Source organism: Pseudomonas sp. TH31, assembly GCF_016650815.1.
Lineage (GTDB): Bacteria > Pseudomonadota > Gammaproteobacteria > Pseudomonadales > Pseudomonadaceae > Aquipseudomonas.
The window spans coordinates 81,985-99,536 of record NZ_JAEKEZ010000028.1 but is presented as its reverse complement, the minus strand read 5'-3'; the positions used below and the strand labels follow the sequence as shown (position 1 = coordinate 99,536).

16 protein-coding genes and 1 pseudogene are annotated in these 17,552 nt (G+C 58.9%); 2 read left to right on the top strand and 15 right to left on the bottom strand.

Annotated features, from left to right (window positions below; all coding sequences use genetic code 11):
- Positions 1 to 14 precede the first annotated feature (14 nt).
- Genes JFV26_RS18845 through JFV26_RS18825 form a run of 5 tightly spaced genes read right to left on the bottom strand, consistent with a single transcriptional unit; the run spans position 15 to position 5,235 of the window.
- Complete coding sequence (locus JFV26_RS18845; RefSeq protein ID WP_201194602.1) at positions 15 to 3,125, bottom strand: pilus assembly protein; 3,111 nt, start codon at positions 3,123 to 3,125, stop codon at positions 15 to 17.
- Positions 3,115 to 3,594 carry a pilus assembly PilX family protein gene (locus tag JFV26_RS18840; RefSeq protein WP_201194601.1) on the bottom strand — a complete coding sequence of 160 codons (480 nt, stop codon included), beginning with the start codon at positions 3,592 to 3,594 and terminating at the stop codon, positions 3,115 to 3,117. Before JFV26_RS18840 ends, JFV26_RS18845 begins: the two co-directional genes overlap by 11 nt.
- An 11-nt stretch (positions 3,595 to 3,605) precedes the next feature.
- Entirely contained in the window at positions 3,606 to 4,319 is a 714-nt protein-coding gene (locus JFV26_RS18835) for a PilW family protein (RefSeq protein ID WP_201194600.1), read from the bottom strand.
- On the bottom strand, positions 4,316 to 4,765 hold the full coding sequence (gene pilV / locus JFV26_RS18830; protein WP_274610364.1) for a type IV pilus modification protein PilV: 450 nt from the start codon (positions 4,763 to 4,765) through the stop codon (positions 4,316 to 4,318). The genes JFV26_RS18835 and pilV overlap by 4 nt, the downstream gene beginning before the upstream one ends.
- A complete protein-coding gene (locus JFV26_RS18825) occupies positions 4,762 to 5,235 on the bottom strand; it encodes a GspH/FimT family pseudopilin (protein ID WP_201194596.1) in 474 nt (157 codons plus the stop codon). The genes pilV and JFV26_RS18825 overlap by 4 nt, the downstream gene beginning before the upstream one ends.
- Before the next feature lie 129 nt (positions 5,236 to 5,364).
- Here JFV26_RS18825 and JFV26_RS18820 point away from each other — a divergent pair, with 129 nt between their 5' ends.
- The gene (locus JFV26_RS18820) at positions 5,365 to 5,922 is read left to right on the top strand and encodes a GspH/FimT family pseudopilin (protein ID WP_201194594.1); all 558 of its coding nucleotides are present in this window, start codon (positions 5,365 to 5,367) and stop codon (positions 5,920 to 5,922) included.
- Here the strand turns inward: JFV26_RS18820 and ispH are convergent.
- The 6 genes and pseudogenes from ispH to murJ form a co-directional block, all read right to left on the bottom strand.
- Positions 5,891 to 6,838 carry a 4-hydroxy-3-methylbut-2-enyl diphosphate reductase gene (gene ispH, locus JFV26_RS18815; RefSeq protein WP_201194592.1) on the bottom strand — a complete coding sequence of 316 codons (948 nt, stop codon included), beginning with the start codon at positions 6,836 to 6,838 and terminating at the stop codon, positions 5,891 to 5,893. The two genes, JFV26_RS18820 and ispH, sit on opposite strands and share 32 nt — an antisense overlap.
- Positions 6,839 to 6,994: 156 nt before the next feature.
- On the bottom strand, positions 6,995 to 7,432 hold the full coding sequence (fkpB, locus tag JFV26_RS18810; protein ID WP_201194680.1) for an FKBP-type peptidyl-prolyl cis-trans isomerase: 438 nt from the start codon (positions 7,430 to 7,432) through the stop codon (positions 6,995 to 6,997).
- Positions 7,433 to 7,439: 7 nt separating this feature from the next.
- Positions 7,440 to 7,952: a signal peptidase II gene (gene lspA / locus JFV26_RS18805; protein ID WP_201194590.1), complete on the bottom strand. Its 513-nt coding sequence runs from the start codon at positions 7,950 to 7,952 to the stop codon at positions 7,440 to 7,442.
- Positions 7,945 to 10,775: pseudogene (gene ileS / locus JFV26_RS18800) on the bottom strand (isoleucine--tRNA ligase). The gene lspA and the pseudogene ileS overlap by 8 nt, the downstream one beginning before the upstream one ends.
- On the bottom strand, positions 10,776 to 11,726 hold the full coding sequence (gene ribF / locus JFV26_RS18795; RefSeq protein ID WP_201194588.1) for a bifunctional riboflavin kinase/FAD synthetase: 951 nt from the start codon (positions 11,724 to 11,726) through the stop codon (positions 10,776 to 10,778).
- A gap of 129 nt (positions 11,727 to 11,855) precedes the next feature.
- Positions 11,856 to 13,394, bottom strand: coding sequence for a murein biosynthesis integral membrane protein MurJ (gene murJ / locus JFV26_RS18790; RefSeq protein WP_201194586.1), 1,539 nt, complete (start codon positions 13,392 to 13,394; stop codon positions 11,856 to 11,858).
- A 252-nt stretch (positions 13,395 to 13,646) separates the two neighbouring features.
- On the opposite strand from murJ, the gene rpsT reads away from it, so the two are divergent.
- The gene (gene rpsT / locus JFV26_RS18785) at positions 13,647 to 13,925 is read left to right on the top strand and encodes a 30S ribosomal protein S20 (protein WP_008154937.1); all 279 of its coding nucleotides are present in this window, start codon (positions 13,647 to 13,649) and stop codon (positions 13,923 to 13,925) included.
- 185 nt (positions 13,926 to 14,110) lie between these two features.
- Here the strand turns inward: rpsT and JFV26_RS18780 are convergent, their stop codons facing one another.
- The 4 genes from JFV26_RS18780 to rpmA form a co-directional block, all read right to left on the bottom strand.
- Positions 14,111 to 14,575: a CreA family protein gene (locus tag JFV26_RS18780; protein ID WP_201194584.1), complete on the bottom strand. Its 465-nt coding sequence runs from the start codon at positions 14,573 to 14,575 to the stop codon at positions 14,111 to 14,113.
- A 12-nt stretch (positions 14,576 to 14,587) separates the two neighbouring features.
- Complete coding sequence (gene proB / locus JFV26_RS18775) at positions 14,588 to 15,706, bottom strand: glutamate 5-kinase (protein ID WP_201194678.1); 1,119 nt, start codon at positions 15,704 to 15,706, stop codon at positions 14,588 to 14,590.
- Between the two features lie 124 nt (positions 15,707 to 15,830).
- Complete coding sequence (gene cgtA, locus JFV26_RS18770) at positions 15,831 to 17,054, bottom strand: Obg family GTPase CgtA (RefSeq protein WP_150744295.1); 1,224 nt, start codon at positions 17,052 to 17,054, stop codon at positions 15,831 to 15,833.
- Between the two features lie 195 nt (positions 17,055 to 17,249).
- On the bottom strand, positions 17,250 to 17,525 hold the full coding sequence (gene rpmA / locus JFV26_RS18765; protein ID WP_046048788.1) for a 50S ribosomal protein L27: 276 nt from the start codon (positions 17,523 to 17,525) through the stop codon (positions 17,250 to 17,252).
- Between the last annotated feature and the right edge of the window lie 27 nt (positions 17,526 to 17,552).

Below are 17,552 nucleotides of genomic sequence, written 5' to 3'. Positions count from 1 at the left end.
GCCTCAACTCTCACTTACTGTATTTGTCGCCACATGATGCGACGGCTGCCGCCACCGCCGGATTTCTCCACCAGGGAGGTGATGCTACCGCTGGAGTCGTTCACGATCTTGCGGGATGCATTGTTGACGACGGCATTCAGCGTTGGAATACCACCGGTGAAAATCACCCCGCTGGAAATCGCATCGTTGCTGTCGACCACCCCGTCGCCATTGGTGTCGAGCACTGCGTAGTTGAGCATCTTACCGCTGAATGCATCCAGTTCGACCAGTTTGCCGGTGCCGAAACTGGCGCAAGGGTCGGTGGTGTCCACGCTGGCCGTGGTGAACACGATCCGACCGGCCACCAGACTGGCCTGATTGATCACCCGCTCACCGGTCAGCACGTTGTTGTAAACCAGCGGCAGGTACCAGCCCTGCTCCGCCGGATAAGTCGTTTCATTCTGAGTCGTGGTGATGAACTGTCCGCCGGTGCTGCTGGTGGTCACTCCGGTCACCGCCTGGGCCTGCAAACTCGACACGGTCAGTTGACCAGTGCCGCCATTGGCATCCCATACCGCGTAAAAACCCTGCAGATCCTTGCTGGTCTTGTCGGCGGTCTCGTTGAATTTACCGGTGCCGAAAAACACCTCCTTGCCACCCAGGGAGTTGTCCGCCAGCAACGGTTGCGCGGTGATCGGCTGAGTGCTGCCACCCGGAGTCGTGAACAGCGGCTTGCCGGAAAATGCCACGCCCCAGGTGTCGGTGGTGGCACCGCTCAGGTCGAACTTCCACATGCGCCCTTTCAAGTCGCCACCATAAGCGGCCTGGACCACGTTCTGCGAGTTGACCTTGAGCTTGACCGAAGACAAGCCATTAGTGGTTTCAGTACTGTCGATGACGATTTTCTTGATCAGCGAACCGTCACGAACATCCACCACATACAACGCCGCGACACCAGAATTGCTCCCATAACCATTGGAGATGAAGGCCGCCCAGCGCCCATCGGCCAAGCGTGCCACTTCGGGGCGGGCATAGGCATAACCCAGGTCATTGAACACGTTTGCCGTGTTCGCAGTGGTCGGCGCACTGATTTCCCACAATGCGTTGAATACGTTGCCCGCCGAGGCATCGAACAACTGCACGGCGTAGAACGCCTTGCCACCGGCCCCTACACCGCCAAGGGCCAGGGTTTTCCAGGCGCTGTTGAGTTGCATATCAAACACACCAACCTGGCCATCGACCAGAAATTTGTGGCTCACCCCGTTGATGTAGGCGGGATCGGCGATGTAGTGCAACGATGGCAGCACGCTCGAAGGCATATAGGCATAACGTCGGGCGCCGTTGGCGGCGTTGATGACGTTGAGGAAGCCGTCGTTGGCGTTGACCACCAGGCTGGCGCTCATATTCGCCGCTTTGGTCGCCAGATAGGCGGTGTAGGTGGAGTCACCCACCAGGTCCGAAGCGGTTTGATCGGTGGGTGAAGCCAGTGCCAGCGGCGAGTTGATGATGTCTCCCAGCAGTACGCTGCGTACTTTCAGCCCGGTTTTGTTGGTGCCCTTGCTCCATTCCACCAGATCATTGCCGACGATGCCGGTCGGCAGGCTCAGGCCGAGTGACGTTTGCTGGGCCGGGGAAAAGTTGCTGTAGGCCAGCGCAACCACAGCGTTGGTCAGGCTGTTCCAGGACTGGTAGATCGGGGCCGTGGCGCCGGGCACGATGACTGTGTCGGTGGTCCATAACACCGATGCGGTGTTCACCGAACCGCTGGACGTGAAGCCATAGGACTTGATCGTCCCGCGCCAGTCCTTGGGGTCGTAGGTGGTCTGGTAGTAACTCGAACCGCTGGCCAGCGTGCTGCTGCTGGTGACACCACTGCCGCCGGATCCAGCCTTGGAGGTGATGTTACTCAGGGCAGAAGACAACGCCGTGTTGAGACCGGCAGCATCGTTAGCCTGGTAATACAGGCCTTGGCCGTAAGCCGCTGCATCCGACAACATCTGGTTGGACGAGGTGAATCCGACGGTATAAGTGTTCATGTTCTGCTTTGGGAAATCCGCGGAATTCCAGGCCTTGCCCGCCAGATCCGTACCGGTCGAACGCATGTCGATGTCAAAGGCGAACTTGGCGATATCGTCCAGATACAGCGTGTCGCCCTCATTGTCGCCATTGAGGTTGTTGCCATCGTTGTTGATCCCGTCCCAGTTCGGCAAACGGCTGCCGCCCAGAGGGTCGTTGGTCGGGAAGGTGCGGTCGTAGGTCGGCAGGCCATCGGTGATCACCACGCCGTAATTCTTTTGGCAGCGGTACTGGATCGGGCTGGTGTAGGTTGTCGGCGTGGCGTTGTAGTACGGCGTCATGCCACGAAAGTAACGGGTGATTTCGTAGTAGGTTTCGGCCAATGGCGTGTTGGCGATGGCACTCAAGTTGTTGATGGCGGAGATCAGGTTGTTGTAATTGGTGTCAGCCTGAGACTGGGTGACGCTGCCCGTGACGACTGCCAGATCGCTGACGGAACGTGCGATGTAACCGCCATTGGCCGGGTTGCTGCTGGTCGGCGGATTGAAGGTCGCCAAGCCGATACGCAGGCTCCGGTTACTGGTCACCAATGCCGTGGACACGTTACGCGCGACGTTGACTCGATAGTCGTTGGGAATTGAACCGTTGGTGAAGTCATGGTTGCTGCCGTTCGCCAATCCCACCAGGTACGAGATGTAGTCATCGGTGTAACGGGTATTTTCATTGCCGACCGGGTCGGGAAGCTTGATGCATTGTGGAGTCAGGCTGTTGTTGTAGAAGGCGTAGGCATTGCCGGAACAACCGGACTGGGGAAGGCTGGAAAGAAAGATCGAATCACCGACGATATCGCTTCCGCTGAAACACAAACCCAGGAACAAATTACACTGCCTTGCCGGCGTTCGGCCCGTCACTGTCGGATCGAATCCCGCCGCATAGATGATGGTGTTCATGCTCCCCGAATCGTCGATGAGCAGCATGAGATTCGGTGGCACCGCCGCTGCACTCAACAGTGGTGAATCCGAGGGCGTGAAGGCATAGGCCGGCGCCGCCAGGTACAAGGCCAATAAGGCGCCGTAAACCACTTGCGCCCATCGTCGGCACCCGCCACCACGAGCATCATTACTTGGCATAGATGCTCTCCACCACACTGCGAATGTTGTTGCCCACGATGCCCACCGCCGTGACTCGATACAGCGTCACCGAGGGGTTGGTCAGAAGATTAACAGCGCCCGTCGTGGTACCGATGTTCTGCACCCCATAAAAACCGCCGCCGGCGGCGATCCAATTGACCCCCGACGTGGAGTTGAGCCCGGCACCGGTCACCGTTGAGGATTCAGCCGGCGGCGCGCATTGAGCCGTGGAGCCGCACACTGCCAGCGTATAGGTCGCCAGTTGCACCGCGCTTTCGCCGATGCGCAAGTTCATCTCGGCCAGTTGAAAGGATTGATTGCGCAGGGTCACGCTGCCGGCCATTTTTTCCTGGAGAGTTGCGTTCTGCATCGATGAAATGCCGATCAACGTCAGCAGCAACAGAAACACCAGGCTGATCAACAAGGCCATTCCCTGTTGGTCTTTTTGCATTTTTGTCAGGGTTCTCATCCGGCACTCACCTACTGCAGCCGGTTGCGCAAAGCGGCAACCACGTTGAAGGTTTGATTGCCCACGCGATTATTTGGATCGAACAGGGTCAGGGTCAGGCGAACACTGCGTATCAGCGCGGGGTTGGCCGGGTTGCTGCTGTAACTGGAGGCCCCCACGTCAGTGGTGCTGGTGGCGACACCGAACGACACGTTGAACGCTCTGACGTTGTTGACCAGCACCGCCTGGGTCGGTGTGCCGCTGCCGACACCCATCAACAGTTGGTTGTTGCTGAAGCTGTAAATCAGCCGGCGAATCGGGAAAGCCATTTGTCCGGAAGCCGGTGCCCGCACGCCTGTGTAGGCCAAGGCACTGTTTCGACAGTCGGAAACGACCGTCCAGGTCGGCGTCCCGCCGTTGCCACCCACATCTGCCGTGACCAGCGTGAGCTTGAGATTGGTGTTGTCCCAACTGATCGGCACTAACTGACTGGCATTGAAGTCACCTGCCGAGCTTGCGTCAGTCACGATCGTCAGGCAACCAAACATACCGACCCCGCGGATTTCCTGAATCATCTTGCTCAACACGAACCGCGCATCCTCCTGCATGCCGGCGGCGGTGTTCTGGCTGACGTAGGTGTTTTTGGCCGAGATGAAAACCTGCGCCACACCCAGCACCACGATCAGGCTCAATATCAGCGCAATCATCAATTCGATCAGGCCAAAGCCTCGGCTGTAATGTTTCATGGTGTCGGCGCCGGGTCGGTGGTTGCGCGACTGGTCAGGACGAAACTGCGGCGGGTGTTGGCGACATTAGCGGCTCGTGAGTCATCCCAGGTGATGGTGATGGTGTACACCCGCAGACTCAGCGTAACGCTGCCAGTGGCGCTCACACCGCCGAAGTTGACGATGTTGCTGGTGAAATCGTAGAGGTCCTGATCCCGGGTGACGCTCAGGTTGCCCGACGTCGGAGGCGTGACGGTGTAGTCGGCGCCGGAGTTGGCGCGGATGCGGTCCATCATGTCGTAGGCGATAAAACTCGCCTGGCTGGTCATTCGCGAGCTGTCGGTGTACTTGAGCGCGTTCAACTGAACCGCCGCCGCCCCCAACAACCCCACCGTCAGAATCAACAACGCGACCAGCACCTCGATCAGCGTCATGCCCTCCTGAGCGCCCTTTCTCCGTTCCCTCATCCGCAACTTCCACCCAGTAGAATCCGTCCGTTCAAGCACACATTCAGCGTCCTGCTCTGCGCCCCCAACACATAACTGATCACCACCGCCGTGGACGGTGCCGACAAACCGCCCAGATTGTTGAAATCGATGGTGGTCACTCCTGAGGTTAGCGTCAGAGTCGCACCGCTGCTCATCGCTGGAACAACCCGCAATACATTGGCCGGTGTGCCAGTACTGTCGTAGACCGTCAGTTCCCCGGTCCAGACACTGCCACCCGCCGTCGGGCGCAGCCGCGTGGTAATGCCCCGGTCGATGGCTTCCAGCCGGGCGTAATTGAGCCCTCGCTGCAAGTCGCCGATCTCGGTATCGGCCCGGGTGCCTTGTATCGAACGGGTAAACGCCGGCACGGCCATGGTGATCAGGATCAGAAAAACCGCGAGCGTGATCAACACCTCGATCAGCGTGAAACCTTTTGTACGGTGATCCATCGGTGCCCTCCGTTGCCGTCGGCTATACCTGCCCTTACACGCTAGAACATTCGACCGGCAGATGTACGGTTGTTTTGCCATTACTTGCGCAAGGGTTGCGCGAACGCAGCACTCCAGGGAGGGCAATACATGCATCAGCAAGGTTTCAGCCTGATCGAACTGCTTATGGGACTGGCAATTGCCGGGATTGTTCTGTTGCTGGTCAGCCCGGCATTTGCAGTGCTTACCGAATCGAATCATCGTGAGGAGGCAGCGCAGTCACTGATCAGTGGTATACGCAATGCCCGGACTGCGGCCCTCACGCACAACCAGAATGTGGTGATTCACGGTATCAACGGCGATTGGAGCCAGGGTTGGCGGATCATTCTGGACATCAGTGGCAAAGGTCCGGAGGACGGCAGCAATCCGCTGCTGGTCGAGCGTGCGAGTGACGCTCGGGTGCCGATTGTCGGCAATTTTCATGTTCGCAGATTTGTACGCTTCAGCCCGCTAGGCCAACCGTTGCTGCCTGGGCTGGCCTTTCAAGCAGGGACACTGCACCTATGCGCGACCCGCGAACCCATCAGTCACTTGCAAGTGGTGTTGGCCGCAACCGGCCGGGTACGCCTGGGCAGCGATAAGACTGAGCAGGCGTTATGTCCAGGAGGGAAAAGCCTTAAAGCAAAGAGCGCACGCGCAACTCTTTAGGCATGGAGAAGGTGATGTTCTCCTCGCGACCGGTCAGTTCGTCGGCTCCGGTAGCGCCCCAGGCCTGCAACTGCTGGATCACACCACGCACCAGCACTTCAGGTGCGGAGGCGCCAGCAGTGATACCGATGCGCTCGACGCCGTCGAACCAGCTCTTTTGCAGGTCTTCGGCACCGTCGATCAAGTAGGCCGGAGTGGCCATGCGTTCGGCCAGCTCACGCAGGCGATTGGAGTTGGAGCTGTTCGGGCTGCCGACTACCAATACAACGTCGCATTCGTCGGCCAGTTGCTTGACCGCATCCTGACGGTTTTGCGTGGCGTAGCAGATGTCGTCCTTACGCGGACCACCGATGGCCGGGAATCGTGCACGCAAGGCGTCAATCACACGACTGGTGTCATCCATGGACAGGGTGGTCTGGGTCACGAACGCCAGCTTCTCGGGGTTTTGCACTTGCAACGTGGCGACGTCTTTTTCGTCTTCGACCAGATAGATCGCACCCCCATTGCTGCCATCGTACTGGCCCATGGTGCCTTCGACTTCAGGGTGACCGGCGTGACCAATCAGGATGCATTCACGGCCGTCACGGCTATAGCGCGCGACTTCGATGTGCACTTTGGTCACCAGCGGGCAAGTGGCGTCGAACACCTTCAGGCCTCGGCCAGCAGCTTCGGTACGTACCGCCTGGGAAACGCCGTGGGCACTGAAGATCACGATGACGTCATCCGGCACCTGATCCAGTTCTTCGACGAAGATCGCCCCGCGGGAACGCAGGTCTTCGACGACGAATTTGTTGTGGACCACTTCGTGGCGCACATAGATCGGCGGCCCGAAGACTTCCAGGGCGCGGTTGACGATTTCGATCGCCCGGTCCACGCCGGCGCAGAAGCCACGGGGGTTGGCGAGTTTGATTTGCATGCTGTGCCTCGTGTCTTGCGCGCAAGAAATTAGATCATTACAACCCTGTAGGAGCGAAGCTTGCTCGCGAAAGCGGTGGGTCAGTCAACAATGATGTTGGATGTTATGACGCCATCGCGAGCAAGCTTTGCTTCTACATTGACCGTGTTGGGTCAGTTACAGCGATTTGACGTCGAAGATCTCGACTTCAAAGGTCAATGTCTTGCCGGCCAGCGGGTGGTTGAAGTCGATGGTCACTTGCTCGTCATCGAAGGTTTTCACCACACCGGGCAGCTCAGTATTGGCCGCATCGTTGAAGATCACCAGTAAACCCGGCGACAGCTCCATGTCCTTGAACTGCGAGCGCGGGATGATCTGTACGTTTTGCGGGTTAGGCTGGCCAAAGGCGTTTTCCGGCGCGATGGTCAGCGTCCGCTTGTCGCCAGCCTTGAAGCCGAACAGCGCCGCTTCGAAACCTGGCAGCAGGTTGCCATCGCCGACCTTGAAGGTCGCCGGGGCTTTGTCGAAGGTGCTGTCGACGGTATCGCCGTTCTCCAGGCGCAGTGCAAAGTGCAAGGTGACTTCCGTGTTCTGGCGGATGCGTTGCTCAGCCAATACCTGTTCAGTCATGAACGGTTTCTCCGGTCTTCTTACTTTTGAACATGTCCAGCGCAAGCATCACAGCACCGACGGAAATTGCACTGTCGGCAAAGTTGAACGCCGGGAAGTACCAGCGGTTCTGCCAATGCACCAGAATGAAGTCGATCACATGGCCCAGGGCAATGCGGTCATACAGGTTGCCCAACGCACCGCCCAGCACCAGTGCCAAGGCGACAGCCAGCCAGGTTTCGTTGCGGCCCAGGCGTTTCAGCCAGACCACCAGCACTGCACTGACCACCACGGCTATCAGCGCAAACAACCAGCGCTGCCAGCCGGAGCTGTCGGCCAGGAAGCTGAACGCCGCGCCGGTGTTGTAGGCCAGGGTCCAGCTGAACAAATCGGGGATCACCACGATTTGCTGGTACATCTCGAGCTTGCCTTCAAAGTAGAACTTGCTGGCCTGGTCAATGACCAGGACCAGCAGGCTCAACCAGAGCCAGCTCAGCCGTCCGAAACGGCCAGCCGCGTTAGGCATAATGACGAACCTCGCCCGCGCCGCTGATGTTGTCGACGCAACGACCGCAGATTTCCGGATGCTCCGGGTTCACGCCGACGTCTTCACGGCAGTGCCAGCAACGGGCGCACTTGGCGAAGGCCGACTTGACGATTTTCAGCTTCAGGCCGCTGACTTCGGTGACTACCGCGTCCTCTGGCGCCTGAACAAATGGCGCAACGCTGGCGGTCGAGGTGATCAGCACAAAGCGCAGTTCGTTACTCAGCTTGGCCAGGTCGGCGCTCAGCGCTTCTTCGGCGAACAGCGTCACTTCGGCTTGCAGGTTGCCACCGACAGCTTTCGCTGCACGCTGGATTTCCATTTCCTTGTTGACCGCGACCTTCACCGCCATGATCCGTTCCCAGTAGGCGCGGCCCAGTTCAACGTTGTCCGGCAACTCGGTCAGGCCTTCGTACCAGGTGTTGAGCATCACCGATTCGTTACGCTCGCCCGGCAGGTATTCCCACAGTTCGTCGGCGGTGAACGCCAGGATCGGCGCGATCCAGCGCACCAGCGCTTCGCTGATGTGGTACAGCGCGGTTTGCGCCGAACGGCGAGCCTTGCTATTGGCGCCAGTGGTGTACTGACGGTCCTTGATGATATCAAGGTAGAAACCACCCAACTCCTGCACGCAGAAGTTGTGGATCTTGGAGTAGACGTTCCAGAAGCGGTATTCACCGTAGTGCTCTTGCAACTCGCGCTGCAGCAGCAGGGTACGGTCCACGGCCCAACGGTCCAGCGCCAGCATTTCTTCGGCCGGCAGGATGTCGGTGGCCGGGTTGAAACCGGTCAGGTTCGAGAGCAGGAAGCGCGCGGTGTTACGGATACGCCGGTAGGCGTCCGCACTGCGTTGCAGGATCTGGTCGGAAACCGCCATTTCACCCGAGTAATCGGTAGAAGCGACCCACAGGCGCATGATGTCGGCGCCGAGGGTGTCGTTGACCTTTTGCGGCGCGATCACGTTGCCCAAGGACTTGGACATCTTGCGGCCCGACTCGTCCACGGTGAAACCGTGGGTCAGCAGCTCGCGGTACGGCGCGTGGTTGTCGATGGCGCAACCGGTCAGCAACGACGAGTGGAACCAGCCACGGTGTTGGTCGGAGCCTTCCAGATACAGATCGGCACGCGGGCCGGTCTCGTGGCCCATCGGGTGCGAACCGCGCAGGACGTGCCAGTGCGTGGTGCCCGAATCGAACCAGACGTCCAGGGTGTCACTGATCTTGTCGTACAGCGGCGCTTCGTCACCGAGCAGCTCGGCAGCGTCCATCTTGAACCAGGCTTCGATGCCTTCGACTTCGACGCGCTTGGCGACTTCTTCCATCAGCTCGGCGGTACGTGGGTGCAGCTCGCCGCTTTCCTTGTTCAGGAAGAACGGGATCGGCACACCCCAGTTGCGCTGACGGGAGATGCACCAGTCCGGGCGGTTGGCGATCATCGAGTGCAGGCGCGCCTGGCCCCAGGCCGGAACGAACTTGGTTTCTTCGATGGCTTTGATCGCCCGCTTGCGCAGGGTTTCGCCGGAAGTCGGCACTTTGTCCATGCCGATGAACCACTGCGCGGTGGCGCGGTAGATCAGCGGGGTCTTGTGACGCCAGCAGTGCATGTAGCTGTGTTCGATGATGCTGGTGTGCAGCAGCGCACCGACTTCGGTCAGCTTGTCGACGATGGCCGGGTTGGCTTTCCAGATGAACTGGCCGCCAAAGAACTCCAGCGACGTCGCGTACACGCCGTTGCTTTGTACCGGGTTGAGGATGTCGTCGTTGACCATGCCATACGCTTTGCAGGTCACGAAGTCGTCCACGCCGTAGGCCGGTGCGGAGTGAACCACGCCGGTGCCAGCGCCCAGCTCAACGTACTCGGCCAGGTAAACCGGCGACAAGCGATCGTAGAACGGGTGACGGAAATTGATCAGTTCCAGCTCTTTACCGGTGGTGGTCGCGATGACCGAACCTTCCAGGCTGTAACGGGCCAGGCACGACTCGACCAGCTCTTCAGCCAGTACCAGCAGTTTGTCGCCGACATCGACCAGGGCGTAGTTGAATTCCGGGTGAACGTTCAGCGCCTGGTTGGCCGGGATGGTCCACGGGGTGGTGGTCCAGATCACGATCGAAGCCGGCTTGGCCAGCGACGCCAGACCGAAAGCGGCAGCCAGTTTGGCTTCGTCGGCAATCGGGAAGGCGACGTCGATGGTCGAGGACTTTTGTTCTCGTACTCGACTTCCGCTTCAGCCAGGGCCGAACCGCAGTCAAAGCACCAGTTCACAGGCTTGAGGCCCTTGAAGACGAAACCGCCCTTGACGATTTCGGCGAGCGCGCGGATTTCACCGGCCTCGTTTTTGAAGTCCATGGTCTTGTACGGGTTGGCGAAATCGCCCAACACGCCCAGACGGATGAATTCGGACTTCTGGCCTTCGATCTGCTCGGTGGCGTAGGCACGGCACAGTTCGCGGGTTTTGTCCGCGCCCAGGTTCTTGCCGTGGGTCACTTCGACTTTGTGCTCGATCGGCAGGCCGTGGCAGTCCCAGCCCGGAACATAAGGCGCGTCGAAACCCGACAGGGTCTTCGAGCGGATGATCATGTCCTTGAGAATCTTGTTCAGCGCATGACCGATGTGAATCGTGCCGTTGGCGTACGGAGGACCGTCGTGAAGCACGAACTTCGGACGATCCTTGCCAATCTCGCGCAACTTACCGTACAGGCCAATGCTGTCCCAGCGCTGCAGAATCTGCGGTTCGCGCTGGGGCAGGCCGGCCTTCATTGGGAAGGCGGTGTCCGGAAGGTTTAGCGTGGCTTTATAGTCGGTCATTTAAGGCTCTTCATTAGCGATTGGCGCTAGGTGCGACAGGGCACGGGCGGCGGCGACATCCGCATTGATCGCCGTCTTAAGCGCCTCCAGAGAGGCGAAACGCTGCTCTTCACGCAGCTTGTGGTGGAAAACCACCGTCAAACGCCGGTCATACAGATCGCCGGCAAAATCTAAAAGATGCACTTCGAGGTGGGCTTTGCCATCACCTTGGACCGTTGGCCGCACGCCAATGTTGGCGACGCCTGGCCAGGTCTTGCCATCGATGTCGACGTTGACCAGGTAAACCCCGGTCAGCGGCACGCGACGGCGTTTGAGTTGTACATTGGCGGTCGGCGTACCCAGTTGGCGCGCCAGCTTCTGGCCATGCAGGACGCGCCCGGCAATCCGGAACGGACGACCGAGCAAGCGTTCGGCCAAAGCAAAATCGGCAGCGGCCAGTGCATTACGCACCTGGGTGCTGCTGACGCGAATACCGTCCATCTCGACGGTTTGCGCAGCCTCGACGGTAAACCCCTGCAGGACGCCGGCCTGTTGCAGGAAATCGAAATCCCCTACCCGACCACAGCCAAAACGGAAGTCGTCACCGACCTCCAGATGCTGCACCCCCAGGCCGTCCACCAGAATAGTATCGACGAATTCGCTGGCGCTGAGTTTGCTCAGGCGCTGGTTGAACGCCAGGCACAGGACCCGGTCGACCCCTTCGTCGGCCAACAGCTGCAGTTTGTCCCGCAACCGGGCCAGACGGGCCGGGGCCGTGTCGGGGGCGAAGAATTCCCGCGGCTGCGGCTCGAAAATCACCACGCAGCTGGGAACGTTCAACTCGAGCGCACGCTCACGCAGCCGGGCCAGGATAGCCTGGTGACCACGGTGAACACCGTCAAAGTTGCCAATAGTGGCGACACAGCCCCGATGCTGGGGGCGCAGATTGTGGAGGCCTCGAACCAGCTGCATAACGCGCTTCTTGCTCATAAAGTGGTCGATTATAACCACACCCGGCGGCCGACGACAGGCAACACCGTAACCCAAAGTGATCGAGCCGACAAAACTGCCGGCCCGCCCGTGTTTATCGAGGTAAAGACCTCAGCTCAACGCCTTGCGATTGAAGTCGCGCAAACGGAAGCCCATCAACAGCAGCATGCCAAAGTAGGACACCACGCCCGCCGCCACCAATGCGCCCAGACGCAGGAAACGCTCAAGCATATGCCCCTGGTCCCAGGCCGGCATGAAATGCATTCCGGCCAGCAATACCGCGGACATTACCAGCACGGCAATCACCAGCTTAAGGCCGAATTTCCCCCAGCCCGGTTGCGGTTGGTACATCTGCTGTTTACGCAGTTGATAGAACAACAAACTGGCGTTAATGCAGGCCCCCACACTGATTGCCAGTGCCAGGCCGGCGTGGGCCAATGGACCGATCAGCACCAGGTTGAACAACTGGGTAACAATGAGGGTGAAAATCGCAATTTTCACCGGTGTGCGGATGTTTTGTTGCGCATAAAAGCCCGGCGCCAGCACTTTGATCACGATAATCCCGAGCAAACCGACCGAATAAGCGACCAGCGCCCTCTGGGTCATCGAGGCGTCAAACGCGCTGAACTGGCCGTACTGGAACAACGAAACGGTCAACGGCTCCGCCAGGATCCCCAGTGCCAGGGAGCACGGCAACACCAGCACGAAACACAGGCGCAGGCCCCAATCGAGGATTCGCGAATACTCGTGGCGATCCTTGCTGGCGTAAGTCTTGGCCAAGGTCGGCAGTAAAATCGTGCCCAACGCCACGCCCAGCACGCCGGACGGTAACTCCATCAAGCGGTCGGCGTAATACATCCACGATACAGAGCCGGCGACCAGGAACGAGGCGAAGATGGTGTTGATGATCAGGGAAATCTGGCTGACCGAAACCCCAAGAATCGCCGGCAACATTTGCTTCATTACCCGCCAGACGCCCGTATCGCGCAGGTTCAGGCGCGGCAACACCAGCATCCCGATCTTTTTCAGGTGCGGCAGTTGATAGAGCAGTTGCGCCAGGCCACCGACCAGCACCGCCCAGCCCAGCGCCATGACCGGCGGATTGAAGTACGGCGTCAGGAAAACCGAAAAGATGATCATGCTGACGTTTAACAGCGTTGGCACAAACGCCGGCACCGAGAAACGGTTATAGGTATTGAGGATCGCCCCGGCCAGTGAAGACAGGGAGATCAACAAGATGTAGGGGAACGTCACCCGCAACAGACTGGACGTCAGTTCGAATTTTTCCGGTGTATCGGTGAAACCCGGTGCCGTGGCCCAGATCACCCAGGGTGCGGCGATCATGCCCAGCGCCGTCACCAGCGCCAGCACCAACGTCAGCAGGCCAGAGACGTAGGCAACAAAGGTTCGTGTCGCCTCCTCGCCTTTCTGGCTCTTGTATTCGGCAAGAATCGGCACGAATGCCTGGGAAAACGCCCCTTCGGCAAAGATCCGCCGCAACAGATTGGGCAATTTAAAGGCGATAAAGAAGGCGTCGGTCGCCATCCCCGCACCAAATGTACGTGCGATGAGCGTGTCACGAACGAACCCCAAAATGCGGGAAAGCATCGTGATAGAGCTGACGGCGGCTAACGATTTGAGCAGATTCATTGAAAGAGTTTGTGCCTGTCGATAAACAGCAGGCGAACAAAGCGCCTACTTATGCGATACTCCGCGCCGCAGCAGCACAGAGCCAAAGCTCGCGAGTTTACAGGTCAAGCGCCGGAAATAAATATCCCGCCTCTTTATACCTACCACTTAGCGGAACGTCTCAACCGCCCTTGACAAGACATCAACTCATCGGCATGATTCGCGGCCTATTTTGTTTGCTATTTCCTAAAAAGTCTTTCGAGGAGCTCGACGGTGGCCAACACACCTTCCGCCAAAAAACGTGCAAAACAGGCTGAGAAGCGTCGCAGCCACAACGCCAGCCTGCGTTCCATGGTTCGTACCTACATCAAGAATGTAGTTAAGGCCATCGACGCAAAAGACGCTGAAAAAGCTCAAGCTGCTTACGTTCTGGCCGTGCCAGTTATCGACCGTATGGCCGATAAAGGCATCATCCACAAGAACAAGGCTGCTCGTCATAAGAGCCGCCTGAACGGTCACGTCAAGGCTCTGAACCTTGCTGTTGCCGCATAAGCGATAAGCTTGTTAAAAAACCGACCCTAGGGTCGGTTTTTTATTGCCTGCGACTTGCCGAATCCAACACAAAAAAATGTGGGAGCGGGCTTGCTCGCGAAGGCGGCGCATCAATCGACATCTGTATTGACTGACACACGGCTTTCGCGAGCAAGCCCGCTCCCACATTCTGGATCGGCACTAACTTATTGAGCGTGAGCCCACGGCAAGATCGGGATCGCCGTCACCGCGTTCTGCGGACTGCCTTCGATCAAGCGATCGCTATAGACCAGGTACACCAGCGTATTGCGCTTCTTGTCGAGGAACCGCACTACCTGCATGGTCTTGAAGACCAGCGAAGTGCGCTCCTTGAACACCTCCTCGCCATCCTTCAGCTCGCCCTTGAAGTTGATCGGCCCAACCTGGCGGCAAGCCAAAGACGCTTCAGCGCGATCTTCAGCCAGACCCAAGCCACCCTTCACCCCGCCAGTTTTGGCACGCGACAGGTAGCAGGTCACACCATCGACCTTCGGATCGTCGAAAGCCTCAACCACGATGCGGTCATTCGGGCCGACAAATTTGAACACCGTCGACACTTGGCCAATTTCCTCGGCCGAGGCCAGCAGCGGCATTGCCAGCAGCAGCCCCAACAATCCTTTTGCCACGCGCATTCAGATATTCCTTCAGACCAGAATCAGGTTATCGCGGTGAACCAGCTCCGGCTCCGCCATATACCCCAATAAACCGACAATCGCCTCAGACGACTGACCGATGATTTTTTGTGCCTCAAGGGCGCTGTAGTTAGCGAGGCCGCGGGCGATTTCTCGACCGTCCGGCGCTACACACACCACCATTTCGCCACGACGGAAACTACCCTGAACCAGCTTGACACCCACCGGCAGCAAACTTTTATTGCCCTGTGACAGCGCCGTCACCGCCCCCGCATCCAACACGAGGGTACCGCGGGTTTGCAGATGCCCGGCCAGCCACTGCTTGCGCGCCGCCAACATACCGCGCTCAGGCGACAGCAAGGTGCCGATGCGCTCGCCAGCCTTGAGACGATCCAGCACGCGATCAATGCGTCCGCCGACGATGATGGTGTGGGCACCGGAACGTGCCGCCAGGCGCGCCGCACGCAACTTGGTCTGCATGCCGCCACGACCCAGCGCACCACCCGTACCGCCCGCCACCGCATCCAGCGCCGGATCATCAGCGCGCGCTTCATAAATCAGCTTGGCGTCAGGGTTGTTGCGCGGATCAGCGTCGAACATGCCGTCACGATCGGTCAGGATCACCAACAGGTCAGCCTCGACCAGGTTGGCCACCAGCGCCGCCAGCGTGTCGTTGTCGCCGAAACGAATTTCGTCAGTGACCACGGTGTCATTCTCGTTGATCACCGGAATGACCTTGAGCTCGACCAGCGCGCGCAAGGTACTGCGGGCATTCAGGTAGCGCTTGCGGTCGGACAGGTCGTCGTGCGTCAGGAGAATCTGCGCGGTATGCCGGCCATGCTCGCCGAAGCTCGACTCCCAGGCCTGCACCAACCCCATCTGACCGATGGCGGCAGCTGCCTGCAACTCGTGCATTGCACTGGGTCGCACGGTCCAGCCCAGACGGCTCATGCCAGCAGCCACTGCCCCGGAGGACACCAGCACCAGCTCGACGCCCGCCTCATGCAAGGCCACCATCTGCTCAACCCAGACACCCATTGCCGCGCGATCCAGGCCCTTGCCGTCCGCCGTCAGCAAAGCGCTGCCGATCTTCACGACCCAACGCTGCGCACCTGTCACCTTGCTCCGCATCATCTTCAACCTTAGTTTGAGGACAGCGCGACCCAGCGCTGCCCATAACGTTATTCGGTGACTACCGATTTCCAGATACTAAAACGCCGCTCCAGAGAGCGGCGTTTAAGTCTATCGCAACGAATCAGTCACGCACGTAAATGATTTCCGGACCGTCTTCGTCATCCACATCTTCTTCATCCCAATCATCGTCGCCGATGTCATGGACCGACTTCACGCCGCTACGGCGCAGGGCACGCTGGTCATCCAAGGCCTGCAACTGAGCACGGGCTTCGTCTTCGATGCGCTGATCGAGGTCGGCCAACTCTTCCTTGTAGGCCGGGTCGTTCGCCAGGCGATCAGCACGATCTTCCATGTAACGCATGATGTCGTGACACAGACGCTCGGTACCCAGCTTGGAGATGGCCGAGATCACGTAGACCGGACCAGTCCACTCCAGGCGATCAACGATCTCCTTGACGCGCTCATCGTGCTCTTCTTCAAGGATCTGGTCGCACTTGTTCAGCACCAACCAGCGATCACGCTCAGCCAGGGACGGGCTGAACTTGGTCAGCTCGCTGACGATGACTTCAGCAGCATCCGGCGCACTGGCGTCATCGAGCGGCGCCATGTCCACGAGGTGCAGCAGCAGACGGGTACGCGACAAGTGCTTGAGGAAGCGAATCCCCAGGCCCGCGCCGTCGGAAGCGCCTTCGATCAGCCCCGGGATGTCCGCGACCACGAAGCTTTTCCAACGATCGACGGAGACCACGCCCAGGTTCGGCACCAACGTGGTGAACGGGTAGTCAGCAACTTTCGGCTTGGCGGCCGAGACCGAACGGATAAAGGTACTTTTGCCAGCGTTCGGCAAGCCCAGCAGGCCAACGTCCGCCAACACTTTCATTTCCAGCTTGAGATCACGCGCCTCACCCGGCTTACCCGGAGTGGTCTGACGCGGAGCACGGTTGGTACTGGATTTGAAACGGGTGTTACCCAGACCGTGCCAGCCGCCATGAGCCACCAGCAGACGCTGGCCGGCCTTGGTCAGGTCACCAATGACTTCCTGAGTGGCGGAGTCGATAACGGTCGTGCCGACTGGAACGCGCAGTACCAGCTCTTCACCTTTTTTACCGGTGCAGTCAGTGCTGCCGCCGTTGGAACCGCGCTCGGCATCGAAGTGCCGGGTGTAGCGGTAGTCCACCAGGGTGTTGAGGTTTTCGTCGGCGATCATGTAGACCGAGCCGCCATCACCACCGTCACCGCCGTTCGGGCCACCGTTTTCAATGAATTTTTCGCGACGAAAGCTCATGCAACCGTTGCCGCCGTCGCCAGCCTTTACTCGAATAGATACTTCATCAACAAACTTCATAACAAAACGCCTCTCGTCATACGGACGAGCCTAAAAACACTAAGACATAAGACTCTTGCAAAAATGAGCGCAGCGACCTCAAGCAACTACCGCAAATCCAGCTGCTTTCGCCCATCACAAACAGCTTTGCAAGAGACTCACCCCACAAACGAAAAAGCCCCGTCGCGAGACAGGGCTTTTCCAGCATCTACGTAATTATGCCGCGACGACTGCAGTCTTCGGGACAATGCTCACGTAACGGCGATTGAAAGCGCCTTTTACTTCAAACTTGATCACGCCGTCGATTTTAGCGAACAGAGTGTGATCTTTACCCATGCCAACACCGTAACCGGCGTGGAATTGGGTGCCGCGCTGACGCACGATGATGTTGCCCGGAATGATAACCTGGCCGCCATACATCTTCACGCCAAGGCGTTTGGCTTCTGAGTCGCGACCGTTACGGGTACTACCACCAGCTTTTTTGTGTGCCATGAGTCAATTCTCCTAGTGAGGAATTAG

Coding starts and splice junctions, on each gene's coding strand:
- JFV26_RS18845 (WP_201194602.1), bottom strand. CDS start 3,125: ATGCCAAGTAATGATGCTCGTGGTGGCGGGTGCCGACGATGGGCGCAA.
- JFV26_RS18840 (WP_201194601.1), bottom strand. CDS start 3,594: ATGAGAACCCTGACAAAAATGCAAAAAGACCAACAGGGAATGGCCTTG.
- JFV26_RS18835 (WP_201194600.1), bottom strand. CDS start 4,319: ATGAAACATTACAGCCGAGGCTTTGGCCTGATCGAATTGATGATTGCG.
- pilV (WP_274610364.1), bottom strand. CDS start 4,765: ATGAGGGAACGGAGAAAGGGCGCTCAGGAGGGCATGACGCTGATCGAG.
- JFV26_RS18825 (WP_201194596.1), bottom strand. CDS start 5,235: ATGGATCACCGTACAAAAGGTTTCACGCTGATCGAGGTGTTGATCACG.
- JFV26_RS18820 (WP_201194594.1), top strand. CDS start 5,365: ATGCATCAGCAAGGTTTCAGCCTGATCGAACTGCTTATGGGACTGGCA.
- ispH (WP_201194592.1), bottom strand. CDS start 6,838: ATGCAAATCAAACTCGCCAACCCCCGTGGCTTCTGCGCCGGCGTGGAC.
- lspA (WP_201194590.1), bottom strand. CDS start 7,952: ATGCCTAACGCGGCTGGCCGTTTCGGACGGCTGAGCTGGCTCTGGTTG.
- ribF (WP_201194588.1), bottom strand. CDS start 11,726: ATGCAGCTGGTTCGAGGCCTCCACAATCTGCGCCCCCAGCATCGGGGC.
- murJ (WP_201194586.1), bottom strand. CDS start 13,394: ATGAATCTGCTCAAATCGTTAGCCGCCGTCAGCTCTATCACGATGCTT.
- JFV26_RS18780 (WP_201194584.1), bottom strand. CDS start 14,575: ATGCGCGTGGCAAAAGGATTGTTGGGGCTGCTGCTGGCAATGCCGCTG.
- proB (WP_201194678.1), bottom strand. CDS start 15,706: ATGCGGAGCAAGGTGACAGGTGCGCAGCGTTGGGTCGTGAAGATCGGC.
- cgtA (WP_150744295.1), bottom strand. CDS start 17,054: ATGAAGTTTGTTGATGAAGTATCTATTCGAGTAAAGGCTGGCGACGGC.
- rpmA (WP_046048788.1), bottom strand. CDS start 17,525: ATGGCACACAAAAAAGCTGGTGGTAGTACCCGTAACGGTCGCGACTCA.